The 18,236-nt window shown below is 35.0% G+C and carries 16 protein-coding genes; 2 read left to right on the top strand and 14 right to left on the bottom strand.

Annotation, left to right across the window (positions count from 1 at the left end; translation table 11 throughout):
- Nucleotides 1–8: 8 nt before the first annotated feature.
- From NDJ01_RS08605 to wecA, 7 genes are read right to left on the bottom strand one after another with little or no spacing between them, the layout of a single operon-like run.
- Nucleotides 9–1,133 (bottom strand): glycosyltransferase family 4 protein, encoded by a 1,125-nt coding sequence (locus tag NDJ01_RS08605; RefSeq protein WP_258586581.1) that lies wholly within the window; start codon nucleotides 1,131–1,133, stop codon nucleotides 9–11.
- A 21-nt stretch (nucleotides 1,134–1,154) separates the two neighbouring features.
- The gene (locus tag NDJ01_RS08600; protein ID WP_258586580.1) at nucleotides 1,155–1,718 is read right to left on the bottom strand and encodes an acyltransferase; all 564 of its coding nucleotides are present in this window, start codon (nucleotides 1,716–1,718) and stop codon (nucleotides 1,155–1,157) included.
- Nucleotides 1,719–1,727: 9 nt separating this feature from the next.
- The gene (locus NDJ01_RS08595) at nucleotides 1,728–2,819 is read right to left on the bottom strand and encodes a glycosyltransferase (RefSeq protein WP_258586579.1); all 1,092 of its coding nucleotides are present in this window, start codon (nucleotides 2,817–2,819) and stop codon (nucleotides 1,728–1,730) included.
- Nucleotides 2,820–2,864: 45 nt separating this feature from the next.
- Complete coding sequence (locus NDJ01_RS08590) at nucleotides 2,865–4,277, bottom strand: lipopolysaccharide biosynthesis protein (protein WP_258586578.1); 1,413 nt, start codon at nucleotides 4,275–4,277, stop codon at nucleotides 2,865–2,867.
- A gap of 1 nt (nucleotide 4,278) precedes the next feature.
- Nucleotides 4,279–4,812, bottom strand: coding sequence for a DapH/DapD/GlmU-related protein (locus tag NDJ01_RS08585; RefSeq protein WP_258586577.1), 534 nt, complete (start codon nucleotides 4,810–4,812; stop codon nucleotides 4,279–4,281).
- A gap of 15 nt (nucleotides 4,813–4,827) precedes the next feature.
- Nucleotides 4,828–6,288: an O-antigen polysaccharide polymerase Wzy family protein gene (locus NDJ01_RS08580; protein ID WP_258586576.1), complete on the bottom strand. Its 1,461-nt coding sequence runs from the start codon at nucleotides 6,286–6,288 to the stop codon at nucleotides 4,828–4,830.
- Nucleotides 6,289–6,316: 28 nt separating this feature from the next.
- A complete protein-coding gene (gene wecA, locus NDJ01_RS08575; RefSeq protein ID WP_258586575.1) occupies nucleotides 6,317–7,399 on the bottom strand; it encodes a UDP-N-acetylglucosamine--undecaprenyl-phosphate N-acetylglucosaminephosphotransferase in 1,083 nt (360 codons plus the stop codon).
- Between the two features lie 1,146 nt (nucleotides 7,400–8,545).
- On the opposite strand from wecA, the gene NDJ01_RS08570 reads away from it, so the two are divergent.
- On the top strand, nucleotides 8,546–9,862 hold the full coding sequence (locus NDJ01_RS08570; protein WP_258586574.1) for an MBL fold metallo-hydrolase: 1,317 nt from the start codon (nucleotides 8,546–8,548) through the stop codon (nucleotides 9,860–9,862).
- Nucleotides 9,863–10,101: 239 nt separating this feature from the next.
- A complete protein-coding gene (locus NDJ01_RS08565; RefSeq protein ID WP_145533346.1) occupies nucleotides 10,102–11,109 on the top strand; it encodes a sugar transferase in 1,008 nt (335 codons plus the stop codon).
- Nucleotides 11,110–11,225: 116 nt separating this feature from the next.
- On the opposite strand, the gene NDJ01_RS08560 is transcribed toward NDJ01_RS08565, so the two are convergent.
- The 7 genes from NDJ01_RS08560 to NDJ01_RS08530 form a co-directional block, all read right to left on the bottom strand.
- A complete protein-coding gene (locus tag NDJ01_RS08560; RefSeq protein ID WP_258586618.1) occupies nucleotides 11,226–11,972 on the bottom strand; it encodes a glycosyltransferase family 2 protein in 747 nt (248 codons plus the stop codon).
- A gap of 10 nt (nucleotides 11,973–11,982) precedes the next feature.
- Nucleotides 11,983–12,492: an acyltransferase gene (locus tag NDJ01_RS08555; RefSeq protein ID WP_139059589.1), complete on the bottom strand. Its 510-nt coding sequence runs from the start codon at nucleotides 12,490–12,492 to the stop codon at nucleotides 11,983–11,985.
- 9 nt (nucleotides 12,493–12,501) lie between these two features.
- Nucleotides 12,502–13,656, bottom strand: a complete 1,155-nt coding sequence (locus NDJ01_RS08550; protein WP_258586573.1) for a glycosyltransferase family 4 protein — start codon at nucleotides 13,654–13,656, stop codon at nucleotides 12,502–12,504.
- A 15-nt stretch (nucleotides 13,657–13,671) separates the two neighbouring features.
- Nucleotides 13,672–14,703 carry a polysaccharide pyruvyl transferase family protein gene (locus NDJ01_RS08545; protein WP_258586572.1) on the bottom strand — a complete coding sequence of 344 codons (1,032 nt, stop codon included), beginning with the start codon at nucleotides 14,701–14,703 and terminating at the stop codon, nucleotides 13,672–13,674.
- Nucleotides 14,704–14,716: 13 nt separating this feature from the next.
- Nucleotides 14,717–15,823, bottom strand: a complete 1,107-nt coding sequence (locus NDJ01_RS08540; RefSeq protein ID WP_258586571.1) for an EpsG family protein — start codon at nucleotides 15,821–15,823, stop codon at nucleotides 14,717–14,719.
- Nucleotides 15,824–15,969: 146 nt separating this feature from the next.
- Nucleotides 15,970–16,848, bottom strand: a complete 879-nt coding sequence (locus NDJ01_RS08535; RefSeq protein ID WP_164666549.1) for a glycosyltransferase — start codon at nucleotides 16,846–16,848, stop codon at nucleotides 15,970–15,972.
- 15 nt (nucleotides 16,849–16,863) lie between these two features.
- A complete protein-coding gene (locus NDJ01_RS08530) occupies nucleotides 16,864–18,120 on the bottom strand; it encodes an O-antigen translocase (RefSeq protein WP_258586570.1) in 1,257 nt (418 codons plus the stop codon).
- Nucleotides 18,121–18,236 lie beyond the last annotated feature (116 nt).

The following is an 18,236-nucleotide window of genomic DNA, read 5'->3' as shown; positions in this document are numbered from 1 at the left end:
ATTCATTTTTATGAATGAGCACTTATTGCATTAATAATAAACTCTCTCTTCCTATCATCTAAATTAGAATTGAATCTTTCTGCCATTTTCTTAGAGTGTTCTGAAAGCTTTAGATATTCAATCTTATCTTCACTAACTGATAAAATCTTGCTTGCGATATCTTTACTATTTCCAGCTTTAAATAAGTAATTTGAATGAACAAGCTCAGGAATCCCACCAACTTTAGAGCCCAGGACAGGAATAGAAAAAGACATTGCTTCCACAATAGACCTTGGAAGACCTTCTGTAAAGCTCGGTTGAATATACAAGTCTATAGTTGAAAGCCATTTGTCTAACTCTTCTTTATCAGCAATAATACCTTTTAATTCAACGTTATCATCTTTAGCCATTATTGACTCTATTTCAGATACGTTGGTACCTCCTACAATAGACAATACATATTTATTTTTAGGTAATAACGACATTGCATGATACAGGCTTTCTACTCCTTTGAGTTTTAGAGATGGGTTAGCAATAATACCTATACGCATCAGTTTATTTTTATCTAATTCTTTTCCTTCGCTCTGGATACAAACCCTTGCATCTGAAACAGCTATACAGCGGCCTCTAGTCGGGTAAGCTTGCTGTAAGTAAGAATTTGTTACGTATATGACACTTTCTGCATTTTTCAATGCCTTTTTCACTCTATAGTGTAAGAATGGTGCATATAGTTTGGCAAAAATATCTCCCCGATACCAAAGACAATCAAAAGGAGATGCCACCATTTCAACGATGCAGTTGATATTAAGTTTTTTAGCCATATTCGTGGCTAAAATTCCAAATTCACTAGGCATTCTAGAAAAAACAACATCAACATCGAGTAAAGTATTTGCAATTTCATTGAGATAATTTTTTCTGTTGACCATAAAATTTCTAGTCAATACCCCTGGATAGCCCTTTATACTTACATTCTTTCCTAGAGATAAAAACTCAGGTGGTGGGGCTTCATAGACTTCTTGGTATCGACTGACAACGATCAACTCCTGACAATACTCTAGATAATATGACAGTTGCCTATATGTTAATTTTCCTTTTGAATAATATCGACCTTTATACTTAAGAAAAATATGGTCATGAAAAAAAGCGGCCTTCATAAACTAACCTTAATTAAAAAATCATATTTTTTTTATTTCTTTAGCAGGCACACCTGCATAAATACAATTAGAATTCAAGTCACCTTTAACAACTGAACCTGCTGCTATTATAACCCTGGAATCGACATAAGCACCGGCAAGTATTCTACTTCCACACCCTACCCAAACATCGCTATTTATAAATATGCCTTTTTTTTTTAATTCATTATATTTAATAGACACCTTATCATCACTCCAATCATGTTCAAATGAAACTATTGAACAGTTATGTGCTATAGATACATCATCTTTAATTTCAATACCACCAATTGCATCTATATAACAGTTTTCATGAAATGAGACGTTATCACCTATAAGTAAACCTTCGAAATTTTTTATTCTGACATTTGTTGCTATATATATATTATCACCGCATTTAATAATCCCCTTAATAACCACCAACCTAATCAATACTCCTAGCTTGGTTGGAATAAACATAGTAAGATTATATATCATTTCTTTAAATAATAGCGGAAAAAAACTAAAAACTTTGGATAAAACCGTGACAACTGGTTTTATTAACTTTACAATTCTTCTTCCTTGCATGCTTATATTTTAAACTCTTTCAATCAAATTCAATATATTATCAACACTTATATTATTATGTAATTTCATTAAAACCTTGCCATTTGATTTTAAAAGGAAGGCTCTTTGTATCATGTTGACAAAGTCATTCGTGTTAAAACAATCAACAATAAAACCATTTTGCCCATTGACAACTATCTCTGAAGGTCCGGTAGGACAATCAAAAGAGACAACTGGAGTACCACAACTAATCGACTCACAAAGCACATTTGGAAAGCCCTCGAAACGAGATGTTAATATCGTAACATCTACTGAGCGATAGTAATCATCCACGTTGTCAACTTTTCCATAAAAAAACACTCTATCATCTACTCCATTACTTTTAAGAAAATTTAAAAGTTCATCTTTACCGTCCCCATCCCCTATTAAATGAAAACTCAAATTATTATCAGACTTTAACGACTTAATTATTATGTCACCTAAAAAATCTATACCTTTTTGCTTTTTAAACCTTCCAACATATAACACCTTCTTCTCGTAATTAGAAAGTTTTAATTTACAACCATCAGGAGAGAATTTCTCTTCAACCATATTATATATAGTAGTGACTCTGTTTTCATTTATAGACAACTCTAATTTCAAAGCAACTTTCATTGCTTCACATTGAGCAATATAGTGGTCCATCTTCGTATACAGAATCGGGGTTAACTTATTCAGAACTATTTGCTTTATTCTTTTTGAGTGAATTTTGTTCAGAGCACTCAAGTTATTAACACACCTGGAAATAATCTTAAAATCACTACCAGAGATTAACCTTGAAAGATATACAAGTATTGAAATCTGAGAGTTAAAGCAAAAAGCAAGATCAATTTTATTGTTAGATATTACCTTTATTAGCTTTGGAAGAGCTTTTAGACCGCTGCTTTTATTTAAGTTAACAACTCTCACTGAGGAATCCAATTCATTAACAAGACTTAGATTACCCAAGTTATAAATAACTACTGATACAGTATAGCCGTTTCTAGCAATAACATTTGCATAACTAACACAGTTTTTTTCAGCTCCACCTAGAGACAAAGAATCTACAAAAATAAAGATACTTTTGTTTTTATAATTTATCATTTTCTTCAACTTTTAAATTAATTTTCTATCAACATGCAATATAGTTTAACTTCTTTTAAAATGGCGAATAAAACTATTACTAAAGCCAAAGTAACCAACAAAAAACAGAATAGTAAAGGATGTTATAAAAGATACAGTAGTGTAAAAAAACATTCCAATTAAAGAGGAAAAGAATATAAAATTTGAAACTATATAATTACCTAAAAACAGAACCACTAATGAAGTAAAAAGCGGGAGTCCAATATCATAAAGTAATATTCTTGTCTTATATGGAACATTGTTTGTTGTAGTATAAATATTAATTAAGGCTGACATTATTGTTGAGATAACATATGCCCACAATATGACTTTCAAATCATATTGAAGACAAAAAACAATAAGTGACAAACCTAAACTTCTTTTTAAAACCTCTAATTTAAATATTAAACTAGCTTTACCATAAGATTTTAGGTAACTCCTAGTTAATGACTCTACAATCATACCGTAGCCAGACAGTATGATTATAGACAACATAGGTGCAGACTTAATCCATTTTTCACCAAATAGAATTGATATTATAGTTTGTGAATATACAGATATTATGGCAAAAATAAAAAAACATACAGCGCAAGAGAATCTACATACCTTCTGCATTTCTAGAAAGCTCTTATTATTATCGTTAATGCTTTTGACAATTATAGGAAATGCAGCTTTATTTATTATCGTAGTTACTGTATTAACAAATATTTGGTTAACTCGGTTAGCCTGATAATAATAACCAGATTGTACAGCTCCGAAATTTTTTGTTAAAATTAAGCTAAGAGCATTTTCATACGCAGTTTTTAAAATAGAAGATAGCATTAAGAAAAAGCCAAAAGAATACATTTCCTTGAAAGAGCTCAAGCTAAAATATAACTTAGGAAATACCTTTCCTACATATGTATAGAGAGTTAACAATATGATCGCTTCTATCAATGACATATAAACTAAACTAAATACGCCAAATCCATTACAGGCAAAATAATAACCAAACACAAAAGATATCAAGTAAGATATAAAGGAAATTTTTGCTTGCACTTTAAATTTCAACTCTTTAGTCAAATAGGTGATTTGAATAAGAGAAAGTGACTTTATTATCAGCAACAAACTAATCAAAGGAATTACTGAATTCAATTCGACAATATTGAAATATTCACTTATATTTTTAGAAAATAAACATATGAAAATGTACAGAACTATTGACAATGTTAAATTAAAAATAAAAACTGTCGAAAAATCCTTTTCATTAGCATCTTGTTTTTTTATCAATGCCCCCCCTAATCCTGAGTCAACAATTACATTTGCAAAAGCAATAAAAGTAGATGCAACTGAAAAAACACCAAAATTTTCAGGACTTAATATTCTAGCGATAATAATAATACCAATGGTTTTTAGTATTACATTCCCAAATTTATCTATAGAGACCCAAAAGTAATTCATTTTATATCTTCATATATGGTTTTTTTATAAATCTATCGTCATCACAAGACTCGAGAAGTAATTTCTTTTTCTGTTCGTAGTTGAGCTTTTTACTGGAAAAATCACTTTCCTTAGCTCTCTGTAAAAAATCATCGACTTTTGATACGATTTTGGCTGGATTTCCTGCAACTACAACCCCAGAAGGAACACTCTTTGCAACGACAGAACCAGCTCCGATAATACACCTATCACCAACGGTTACACCCGGCATAATATATGCCCCATGACCAATGTGAACACTATTTCCTATTTTGATTTTTCCAAAGATATCCAAATCGCTTTCTGGTGTTCTGAATGGGATTAATCCCCCATGAGTAAAAAATCTGACTTCATTTGCAATTCTTACATTATCTCCAATCTCTATTAAATATGGCTCAGAAGAAAACCCCCTAGAAGAGATTACACATTTTTTTCCAATTTTAACGCCTATTTTTCTTGCGTATTCTTCATCACTTATAAATCTATTGTGTATTTTTTTTAAAATCTTATTTAACATATTAACATTACCATCTTAATTCACTTTCGAAAAAGAATTCGAAATGTGATAATTAATGTATAGAGCACACCAAACCAATATGATTGTAGAGTATTCCAATGATATAGAGGATCTTGACAAGTAAAGAGACTTTGACAAAAAAACTAGGATAGCAATCCATCCTAAATTCAAGTAGTCTTGGTTTCCACTTATGAGCTTCGGCTCATTACAACCAATAATCAAACCAAAAATAAGAAGCCCAACATACATCCCCAAAAAACCAAAGTCTAAATATAGATCTGCAGTAATCGATGTACCATCACCATATGTAGGATTCTCTCCTTGAATTAAGAATGAAATAAAATTCGCGGTATCATCATATTTCCATTCCCCATTACTTATAACTTGATTAAATATACCAGAAGCACCAGGAATTACCGCTATAATCCTTTTTAATTGATACATTCCATATTTGTAATCATAGTTGTCTGGTACATTATATATTGCATGATTTAATGTTCGAACTGATTGCGCTAATTCAATAAATGATGCGCCAGGAACATTTTGATCGTACCATCGGCTATGTGTTTTTTCCTCAAATAAGGATTGCTGTATTCTTTCACTATAACTATCTCCCGAGTACCTTGATTGCCTAACTTCCCCAACAATAGAAAGGAAAACAGATATAGCCAAAATAGAGATAACAACCTGATGTATTTTTAATCTCTTCCATCTATAAAAATATAAAGAAAAAATTAATATTCCATATGTTATTATTACCCCTCTATCCCCTACGAAAAGAGAAAAAGCCAAATGCCAAAATAGAATTGCAAGTAATGGTTTATTAAATAGGTTTAAATAATCAACGAGACTCCCATGACGTTCTAATCTCGATATCTTGGAGAGGTTTGATATAATAGAGGCAATTAAGAATATATTGAATAGTTTTAAAAAATAATTAGATCCTGCCAGTGAGTCACCTGCCGCATACTCGCCATATTTATATGAACCAGATGTTAAAAAAAATAAAACATAAAACACATAGGTAAATAGAAGCAAGAAGAACGTTGAATCTGTCCGTATTAGGTTTTTATTGATTACTTTTATTTTTGAACCATGAAAGCTTCCAATTATAAACATCTGCATAGCAATAAGTGATGATATTATCGATATATTTTCTATACTGTCCATTCCCCAAACTTTGTAATAAGAATAATGAGGCAAATGGTACCCAAACACTTGCAAAGATATTATCTGAAAATGGACAATAACAAATCCTAATATAAATATTGATGAGAAAGAGAACCAACCTATTCCTTGTTTATATTTTGCAACTGCATAGTTTAATACAGACAGGATGACTATCACCAAACATACAAACTGATATTTAATACTTGGACTTATCGGTTTGTAACATAAAAGAATAAGACTAAAAGCGCATAATAAATATGAAAAAAACAAGTTAAAACTTATGCTTTTATTTAATTTTACGACCATAATTTATTTTATACTTGAGTAAATTAAGTCACACTTCACTAGCAACGAGTTCTTTACTTTTCTTCAGGATTTTTTTAAAGAAAGCAGATACTCTCCATATATAGTTAATACAAGTAAAGTAGATTAAAAAGGTTAAAAGAAAAGAGAGGAACATTGTTGACTCATTTACATCAGTAAAATCAGCCCATAAGCCTACCGCAGCACAAATCGATGCCATCGAACAGATGAAAATTAACGTTGCACCTGGTGAAAGCCCAATACGTTGGCAAATATGGTGTAGATGTTCTCTGTCTGGTTGGAATGGTGACTGACCTTTACGAACGCGACGAATCATAATGGTTGCCATGTCCATCAATGGTAAGGCAATTAACCACAGAGCAGTGACTGGCTTGAAAGCTACAGCTCCTGGTTCTTGCGTGCCACGAATTAGCATCCAGACCACGGTAAAGCCGATGAACATACTGCCTGCATCACCCATGAAGATCTTAAAGCGACGACCTAGTGGGAAACCTAGGTTCAGGAAGATGTAAGGAAGCATCGCAGTCACGATCATTAAACAGATCGTGGCTAAGTATTCGTTTCCGTTGTAGGCAAACACAATACCTAATGCTGTAAAGGTGACCGAGGCTAACCCGCCCAGCAAGCCGTCTATACCATCAACCATATTAAATGCGTTAATGGCGCCTATTACCGCAATCACGGTGATCACCGCGCCAGTAACTTCATTCAGGGCAATGGTTTCGCTTCCCATTAGATAACCTAAATCGTGTAAGCTGTGGCCTCCGATGTAAATCATCGCAAGGGATATTCCTGCTTGGATAATAAGGCGAATTTTGAAACTTACATCGTAATAGTCATCTAATGCGCCGAGCACGATGAGTACAGCCGAACAAGATAAGTAGAGTGATAGGTTGTCATTCATTGGTAGGAACAGAAGGAACCCCACCAGTATGGTAGAGAAAATGGAGATCCCTCCTACAAGTGGCACCACACCTTGGTGAAGCTTTCTTGCATTGGGTTTATCTACTAGACCTACGCGCTTAGCGACCTTGCGCATAACAAAAAGTAGAACGAACGACAAAATAAATACAAATAAATATGCATTATTCATGATAGCCAACTGTGTTATTAAATAAGTTTGAAGTAAATCTATAACGCATCCGACTGATTCCCTTTACGGATTCCATTGCATCACAGGTCCGATACTGCTGATTCTTTTTCGCTCATATCTGAATAAGCCGAACCTAAGAACAAGCAGGTGATTTTTTGGCGTGACAAAACCACATTAGACAACATGGGTTGTAACGCACAGCAAACGCTAATTTTTAATATTGAATATGTAAGTAACTGAATCGCCCCGATACTCGCTCACGGCGGTCACGGGTTCACAGCTTTTTATAGGCAGGCCAAATACAAAGCTTGTATATGCTAACTGACGGTTTGAGTCGATAGTTAACTACTTCTACACGCTTAGTGCTTGGTTTTGATAGGTATGAGAAATGGAGATTTAAATTGTAACCTATGCCTAACCAACATTCGCTCGCCACTTTGTTAGCTTTGAGCATCCCTCTGACAAAAGGGAATTACATAAATTTGTAATAGTTCTCGTTTTTTATAAATCAATCTTGCCAGAAATGCACTTAGGTGCTTATTATTATTGAAAATTCTTTAGTTTGACCTCTTTCTTTTATTAGGAAGGAGGCTTCAACGGTGATTTGGGCACGCTACCGCCCCTAGGTCTGGCTCCTAGAAGCAAGTTTTTGCACGTAATGTGAACGGTTGCATTTCCAAACAGGAGACGAATTGTATAGTAAACACGTTGCAACTAAAAGTAGAACGTGTAAAAAGCTTACAAAAAAATGTCTTTTTTCTGACACTTATGCCGTCATAAATGTGGCGTGTTTTATAAAAATATAATTATCAGACACCCATTTACCCAACGAGCACTAAACAGCCAGTGACGCTGATTCCAAAAGCCTAAATGAAAATAGTTGCAATAATATGAATTGCATCACAAGCGGTTGCAATGCAACGTAGTCAAATTTATGACGAATATCTAAGTCTCTCTAAACTTTCAGTTTTGCCATTTTCTTTCTCCTATTTTGCTTGCCTACAATACGCTCACTTATTCACTATCTGCCTGCTTACCATACCTACTGAGCGATTTACCGAATCACTGCCAAATAGGGAGGTTTGGCTATGTGTAAAATAGATACTCTCAAGCGTAAGCTAGCAAAGGTAAAAGCGTCGTTTTGTTATGAAAGTACTGCACCACGGTGGGAAAAATACGGTTACTGGCTCTTGTCACGAGCTCGTGTTACAAAATGGAAGTGTGCTGATCGACTGTGGTTTGCTACAAGGCCAAGACCATGCTCAGCAGCAGAGTTGGGATATCGATTTTTCTATCGCTCATCTCAAAGCGGTAGTGCTGACCCATTCTCATATCGATCATATTGGTAGGCTGCCTTGGCTATTAGCAGCTGGCTATAAGGGCCCTATCTACTGTACGGAAGCCACCGCTGAGCTCGTGCCGCTTATGTTAGAAGATGGTTTAAAGCTCCAATTGGGTATGCGGCGTCATCAAAGAGAGAAAGTGCTCGATTTTATTCGAGCGCTTATTCGTCCTTGTCCTTACTCAGTGTGGGTAGAAATAGAAGAGAGTACTTCTCTTCGCTTTCAACCTGCTGGGCACATTTTAGGCTCAGCATATGTTGAATTTCATTTATCAAACCAAGAGGTTGTTGTTTTCTCCGGGGATTTGGGACCTCGCAACACACCTCTCCTACCGGATCCCTTATCACCGGAAAAAGCTGACTACCTGTTTATCGAGTCGACTTACGGCAATAAAACTCACGAGGATGTAGAGTCTCGCAGCAGGCGATTACTTTCTATTATTGAGCACGCACTTAGGGATGGTGGCGTAATTGTGATACCAGCTTTTAGTGTCGGGAGAACCCAAGAGTTACTCTTTGATATAGAGCAGCTTATACATGAGCACGCTTTGCAAGATTCACTGCCTATTATTCTCGACTCTCCTTTGGCTAAAAAGGTGACCAATACCTATCGCCATTTTAAAAAACTTTGGGGATCTGAAGCGAAAGAGCGACTTGATCATCATCGACACCCGCTCGCGTTTGACCAATGCATTACGATCGAAAGCCACGCAGACCATTTACAGCTCGTTAACCGTCTCGCAAGTACATCAGAAGCCGCTATCGTGGTTGCAGCCTCCGGAATGTGTGAAGGTGGCCGTGTCGTCAATTATTTGGAAGCTTTACTGTCTGATGAAAGAAATGATGTTCTATTTGCTGGCTATCAAGCGGAAGGGACTTTAGGTCGGCGTATCCAGGATGGAGAAGAAAGTTTATTGATTGAAGGTAAGCGCGTGAAAGTGAAAGCTCAAGTTCATACGATGTCAGGCTACTCTGCGCATGCCGATATGAACGACTTACTACAATTTGTAACTGCCATTCCTACTCCTCCTAAAGAGGTTCACCTTATACATGGTGAGGAAGATTCGAAAAAAGCGCTTTATCAAAAACTAATCAACCTCGGATATAACTGCGTAATATAGTGAATTAGATAATGATTTAATTTCGAGGCAACATAATATATCGCAAACATAGTTTGTCGAATTCATTGATATAGTTACGTCAAGATTCAAAAACAAGCCATAAGTAAGGACTCAGGTTCAAGAAAATTAACAAAGTTACAAGCATGTTCTGGATTAAGGGATATAATTTCTATACGAATTAAATTATAATCGCCGACTTGTAAGCAATTGGCTAGTCGAAAACAACTTATTCCATTCCTATGACAGACAGTATGAGCGACACGCTTCAAGAACGAGAAGCTTCTGAATTAACTAAAAATAATTCTATCAGCATAACATCAGCATTGGACGAGTTATCCGCAAGTGAAACAGACGCTTGCCTTTATATCTACTGTCCGAAAGAAGACGAAGCAAAGATAGCTCAAGTGCTTAAGAGACATCCTGAGATTAACGCACAAGTTAATAACTATGCCCTTAGGGATTTCAAGAGTAAAACCCTTTGCCACTTCAAAAGCTCACATTTAAACCCTGAGCAGCAAGCGTTTCTTGTAGCTGCGACAGAACTAGGTGCTTGGGTTGAGCCTTTAGTGAGCTACTTTGATCGTTCACTTGGCTACACTGAAACTGAGCTCTTGCATAGCGGTTACTTCTTACACCAAAAAGCTTTTTCTATCCTCTCTAATCGTAAGAACAGTTGGCAAAAGCGCTTCATCGATCTCTTGTTTGTTTTTATGCTGTCGTGGGTTGCTATCCCAGTAGGACTTATTACTGCACTGCTCATTAAGCTTGAGTCACCAGGTCCGGTATTCTTTAAGCAGCGTCGTACTGGCCAATATAATGAAGAGTTTGAAGTGATCAAGTTTCGCTCGATGCGAAACGATGCGGAAAAGAACGGTGCCCAATGGGCGACCAAGAACGACGCTCGCGTAACGAAAGTCGGCTGTTTTATTCGTAAAACTCGCATAGATGAACTCCCTCAGTTAATCAATGTACTAAAGGGAGAGATGTCGATGGTTGGCCCACGCCCAGAACGCGAGGTGTTCATCTCTGAATTGGAAAAAGCCATTCCTTACTACCGCTTTCGTCACGCCGTTAAACCAGGGGTAACTGGTCTAGCCCAAGTAAAATACCCTTATGGCGCATCGGTAGAAGACGCTATCTGGAAGCATAAATACGATATCTACTACATCAAACACCAAAACTGGATGATGGAAGTGAAGATTCTTTTCCTTACGATTAAAACAGTGTTGTTTGGGATGGGGCGCTAGAAAACGGCGAATTCAACCGAACGGATCATAGGTATAAAAAAGAGCAGCGCCTTACGGTAGCTGCTCTTTTTGTATGCGTATTTTGTGTTACTAGGTTCTACCGAAGATTAGCGAGACTAAGACTTGCGCTTAGTTCGGTGTTTCATCGTACCTTTAACGGCATAGACAGAAAATGTAAATAGACTTCTTGGCAAACTCAAACCTACTACGTCTCTATAGAACTTCCATTGATATGACAAAACGCTAAATTTGTTAGCTGTCATACCACTATCCATCCGATACTTTGCTAATGGCTTAGGTAGACAGTAAGCTTTGGGAGTATCTTTCAGTATATCTAACCACAATCCCATATCCTGACGTTTACGAATAAGCGGCATATAGCGCTTACCTAGTGCCTGTGTGTCATAAACTGCAGTTAGGCATCCGATAACGTTACTGTAGATAAGTTTTTTATACGTTGTATATTCGGGTGCAGTTACAACACTTAGCTCTTCTTCATTATTAAAACGGCTATAGTGGGTGTATGTGAGTGGATAGTTATTCTCAAGCATGAATGGGATCTGCTCTGCTAGTTTGTTTTCCATCCATAAGTCATCAGAATCTAAAAATGCAATAAAGCGACCTTTTGCTTTTTTTATCGCAAAATTTCGGCTCGCTCCTGCACCTAGATTTTCTTTATTCTGATATGCATGAATATTGTCGTACTTATCAGCGTATGTTTGAATGACTTTCCAAGTATTATCGGTAGATCTGTCATCTACTATTATAAGCTCCCAGTTTTTATATGTTTGGGATAGTACACTTTGAATGCTTTCTACAACTGTTTGATCAGAGTTGTAAGTTGGCATGATAATAGAAACCATAAAAGTCAATTTAGAGTTCCTCTTTGATCAATCTAACCGGACTACCTGCGTACAGACCTACTGCAGTAAGCTTCTTGTTAACGTATGAGTTTGCTCCAATCAAGCTACTATGGGGAATAGTTGCTCCAGCACCGATAACAACATTACCAGCAATCCAAGTTCCTTGGCCGATAATAATCGGGGAACCTGTCGGTTTTCCGAACCTGTAAGACCCGTTCTTCTTAGTATGGTTTGACGAAACAAGCAAAGTATTAATACCTATTAGAACTTCATCATGCAAAGTTATTCTTTCGCGAGCATTTATAACTACGCCGGTTGCTAGAAAGACATTCTCTCCAACACTTAAATTCGCCAAGCCTAATATCCTGACGCTAGAAGCAACCTGAAAGTTCTTACCACAACTAGGCATGAAAAAAGAGTATAACCACCCTCGGAACCTCATTATAGTAGGAGCATCAGGAAAGAAAAAAGTCACCCCCCAAACAAACCAACTGTACAAAAAGTTTAGTCTTTTCTTCATACTTAACCCTTAGCCTTTCTTGAGAACATTACTAATAAATGAGTCCAATGTGTAACCTTCAATCAAGTTTCGTCTATTAGTATTATTAATATCTGATAGGTCGAAGTTTTGAATCACTGACTTCAATGAAGCCTCCAGCGCTTTTTTACAATTAGGCTCGACTAAAACCCCTAGCGAATCATTTCCATCGATCACATCACGGACATAACCAACATCAGTAGATATACAATATAAATTGTTATATAGGGCTTCAATTAACGTTCTAGGTCCAGTTTCGGAAATGGATGGATTTACAAAAATGTTATGCTCCTGATACACCTGGTTAAGTTTAGGACCATTTGGAATAAAACCTAGAAATTTAACATCATCTTCAATATGCAATTTTTTAGTCAAACATAGTAATGATTCTAAAGTTGGACCATTGCCAACAATAGACAAGGAAAAAGACTTACTTGCGTTTTCCTTTTTTAATTCGGAGAAAGCCTCAATCAATAACTCTAAACCTTTACCTTCTTGAAGACGAGAAACACAAATAAAGTTAAAGCTTTCATTGGGCAATAGGTTAGGTGAAGAGAATTCATCAGTAGATAAAATACTACTTTCTACCAAAACATCAATTTTCTTTCTGATAAAAAAAGGAACATTTTTTAGTACAGAGCTACCATTAGCAGAGCAGAAATTAAAATAAGCACTAAGTGAAATAAGAAAATATTCTGGATAAAAAATTAATATTTTAAATAGATTTTTAATGAAATCATCTTTCATTCTACCCCTAAGCACCTCTAAAGGATTTGAAGTAAAATGATAATTTAGAACTTGATCTTTTTTCAGTACAGCTGCAAACCAGCTAAATGGTTCTGGTGTTCTTAAGTAAACAAAGTCTGAAACAGAAAGGAGTTCTTTCATTCCATTCCAAATTGAATAGCTTTTTTTTAAGGCCCCTAAATAGGAATTAAAATCAGGTAACTGTATTAGTTTTACGTCCTGAGTAGAAACAAATTCAAAATTTTCTGGAATATCAGAATTCCTAGATGAGGAACATAGCAATGTAACCTGTTCTGTTTTTTTAACGAACTGATCAAGATACTTTTTATGTATTCCTTCGACATAAAAGCCACCATCAGCGAGAAATATATTCCAGTTGGCATAAATACCTAATTTCACATCAACCTCACATAATTACAAATGACTATTAATGAATTTTCTAGTTTCTTTTTTAGTTCGTTCTCTAAATTCAACAAGATCTTCGGAAATAATAATATCATCAAAAGACTTAAGTTTATTAGAAATAGGAAATGTAATGACTCTACAGCCACTATTTATAGCCAAAATCAAACCATGCATACGCCCAGACACAACAAGAGACACCGACTCTAAGTTTCTCTTATAATCATCCAAAGTTTTATTATAGAGAATATCAAGATCAACATTATGTACTCTCTTTATATATTCTTTGAAAAGCTCACATTCGACGCTATCTTCTTGAGTAGTATAGGTCAACACGACATTGGAGATTGATATGTTGTTCTTCCTTAAAAACTCCAACCATAAATTGTAATATTCATCCCGTTCAAGTTTGGAGTTATACATATTATATACAGAGAGCGCTGTAATACCCAAGGCGATAAGAGTCTGTTTTTCAGGACAAAATGTTAAGGTTTTTTCAGTAAATACGACATCTCCAGAAACCACTGATTTAACACTATATAAATCATCTATCATCTTAGATGACCTGTTGTCTCTGAAGTTTATACCATCTGCATGATTTACAGCCCAACTAATAAGCTTACCTTCCAACCAAGAATAATTCCCTCCATAGCCAACATTAGAAAAAACTATTTTCTTATTGAGTTTCTTTGCAAGGTAAACCCAAGTAAAAGCAGCAACACTGAATCTGCCATGAAGCAGTAACTGTCCACCGCCAACGACTATTAAGTCAGGTAAGTTATTATCGATACATTTCTTGATTCGACTATAGTTTCTAAAAAACCAAATTAGGTTGAGAGGAAGAATTTTTTTAAGAAATCCTTTTAAAGGACTTACATCTTGACCAGCGTTAATGGTATTCACATTTTGAGACTTAGAAGTATAGTCTTCACACACAACATCACAGCCAATTTCATTATTAAGAAATTTTTCAAAAGCAACATTAATAGCTTGGTCTCCCAAATTGTTACAAGTACCTCTGTTAACTAATAATACTTTCTTCATTATTGTCTCTTGTTTATAATTTGTTTTCATTTTCTTGATTTGAAATCTTAGGTAAAGAGAACCTATCTATCTTTAAAACTCTGTCTTCAAATAGTGACGGAATGAAGTAAAACGGCTTTGTATCAAACATTGCGTATCTCTCATAGTTTAACTTGGAGAAATATGTCGAGTTGAACAGACTGAATACGAGTATAGGGAAAACTACCCCCAAACACAGTTTAGTTCGCCCCAAGTAGTTAAAGTATAAAAAGCCAGTTAACAATGCATAGATAGGCATAGTAACACGGAAAGATAGACTTGGTAGGTAAGATGTACTCATAACAAAGACTGTCATAGCTAAAAATGGGTAGAAGGTCTTATCTAGCTTTCTTCGAACAAACAACACTGCAAATGGTACCAAAAAGAACAGAAGACCTTTAATGTTTGTTATTATCGATTGAGACATCATTCCAGAGTCAAGCATCCCTGATAAAGCATATGTAAGCTTTGTCAAAATTACATTATTAAAATTAATAGATGTGAATATTTTTACGTTTACCAAAATAAAAACACTCATAAATATACTAGCAAGAATGAACAATTTTAATTTATTGAAGCTTTTATTTTTAATTATAAAAATAGACAATGGAAATATTGCTATACTAGATAAATGAAATGTACATGCAATGACCAGAAATACATACCTAAATTTCCCCAAAGAGAATATTGCTAATGCTATAAATAGACTCGCATACCCCTGCCTCATTATCAAAAAGACATAGTTAAGCTTGAAAAATATTAAGGAAAGACCGAGTATAAAGAAGAAATCTCTGGACTTCAGATTATAATAGTTGATAATTTTAAGGCAAACCGCAACTAATAAAGAAAGAATAAAAACAATATGAAACAACTTAAATATATAGGGAAGTGGTTCTCCAACAATACTATAGATGAGTAAGTTCAATAATGGGACACCAACCTCACCCCCCCCTGAAAATTGAAATATTGCGTCACTGTAATGACCATTATAAATTTCCAAGTAGTTATTATAATACGTAGTGAAGTCATCGCCTCGTACAGCAAAGTGTTCATTACTCATCGCTGTTACGATGATTCCTAGAAGCGCAAACGCACTACTCACTAGCATTGACCTAAATTCAGCATTAAAGCTATAACTCTGAATAAGAAGAAGAGTAACGGACAAATAAAATGAAAAGAATGGCGAGAATGCAAAAACTGCAACTAGTAGTAAGCAATAGAATAGGAATAGTAACTTATCTGTCATTTTCACTGAAATAATTTGTTTAAGAAAACTCGATTCGTTATCAGCTTAAAGTATATGGCTATTTTTTCTATTCCTTTACTTGCAGCTTTATCTTTTACTAAACTGATATAATCAATCCATTCATTCACTAACTTTGTGTCCGTATCTGATATAAGGCCTAACTTTATTGCTTTTTCCATATCTTGAAGATATTGTTTTTTTATTCTTTCATGCTTCATTTTAACTAAATTTGCGGGAGCCGATAATGAACTATCATGAATTCGATAGTAAATGCCAGGATGATTGATAATCATCCCCTCTCCCAAATATAAGCCTCTAAGCAAGAAGGGGGTATCTTCCGTAGGGCATGTTGGCTCTAATGCATCAAATGAGTCTATAATGCTTCGTCTAAACACTCTTGATGCACCACTAGTAACGATTTTTTTGCCTGAAGTGTAGTCTGCAAGCGTAAAACGCTGATCACTCTCTAAATCGCTCAAGCGCCCAATCTTCTCTCCGCTCTCATCAATCTTCTCATCATTAAAAGATAAAAACGAAACTTGTTCATTTCTAATAAAGCATTCTACGGCTTGGCTGACTCTTGATGGTAAAGACAAATCATCCCCCGCTGCGATAGCAATTATTTCTCCTGTAGCCTTACTCAAAGCAATATTTACATGTTGAGAAATGCCTGAATTTTTTTCATTTCTATTTAAAATGATGTTTTTATGTGGATATTGAGCACAAACTCTCTCAATAATTTCGAATGTATCATCATTCGAACAATCGTCGGAAAAAATATATTCAATATTTTCATAATCTTGTTCAAGTGCAGACCTTATAGCCGACTCAATAAAACCTGATTGGTTGTAAGCAAGTAAAACAAAAGAAACCTTTTTCATATTTTATACCTAGTTCTATTTATATTTTGTTCTGACAATCCGACTCATCCAAAACATCATTATAAAGAAATAAATCAAGTAGTTTAGGAAGTAAGCAAAGCTTAGTCCCTCCATTCCCATATTGTTCACAAAATAAAAGCACAAGAATGTATACGATGCAGAGAATACTATTTCGGAGATAACAAACTCTTTCGTCATTGACTTAGAAAGCATCAAATATGAAATGAGCCATGAAGACATTTTTAATACGTTACCTATTAACTGCCACTTAAATAACACTAACATAGGATAAAAGTCTTTTGTAAAAAGAGCCCAGATAATAAAGTCTTTCAATAGATAAACAAAAATTGAAATAATAGAAACAAGTGGGAATATTACTAGGAAACCTATCTTTAATTCTTTTTTCAACTCACTTTCTAATTTTATTTCAGACAATCTTGGAAGATAATAAGTAGCAAGGGCTGTAGTAATCACTAATAAGTAAGTTGAAGAAATATAGTTCATTGCTTGCCAATAGCCTGCGGCATCCCAAGATATATTTTCACCTACATAATTTCGAATGAATATCATAGACACTGGAACTGCCAATGTCGATGCAAGCGTCATCAATGTATAGTTTAATAGCCTTCTACTACTTTTATTGTCAAACTTTGACGTGAAGTTTTTTATTATAATTTTTTTGTGCTTTCTTAACTTAATTAATAAGACAAAGCTTACTAAAGATTGATTTGTCACCAATGCAATGAGAGCACCATCCAATCCATAAAGATATACCAGAACTAGCGTTAAAATTAAGCCAACAATACTTTGTGTAATATTTATGGAAATATAAGTTCTAATTTCCTTCAAACCATTTAGTATGGATAGTACTAATTGATTTAGCGAAAACAATGTTATTGTGATAGCAAACAAAGAAAAAACATAACTATATTCTTCTGTATCAAAAATATACTTCGACATTTCACTAGAGAATGCCATCATTAGTATGCTAGTTATAATTGAACAAAGTAATGTAATTTTAAGAGCAGTGCTCCAAATCACCTTTGTATTGTCTGTATCGTCTGCATATTCAGCAGTATATTTAGTTACTCCTGAATTGATCCCCCCTTGCGCAAAAGCGCGGATCAAGCCTTGACTATTCTGCAATTGGCCAATTAATGCCAGACCGGAAGGCCCGATTAATACAGAAACAGCTTTGTTGATAACTAAGCCGGAGAGCATTTTTATGCCAGTAGCAAGAAAGCTAAGCATAGACGTTTTGAGTAAGTTCACTTAAAACCTAATTTTTTGTTTTTCTTAACTCAAAAACCAGGCCCCCCCCCCTAGGTTGGCCTGGTTTTATAATTAATTTAAAGAGAGAAAGAGTTTATGGCGGCAACGACTGCCCG

This window comes from Vibrio sp. HS-50-1 (assembly GCF_024747315.1).
Classification (GTDB): Bacteria; Pseudomonadota; Gammaproteobacteria; order Enterobacterales; family Vibrionaceae; genus Vibrio; species Vibrio diabolicus.
Note: the sequence above shows the minus strand (reverse complement) of the source record. Positions and strands in the feature narration are given on the sequence as shown.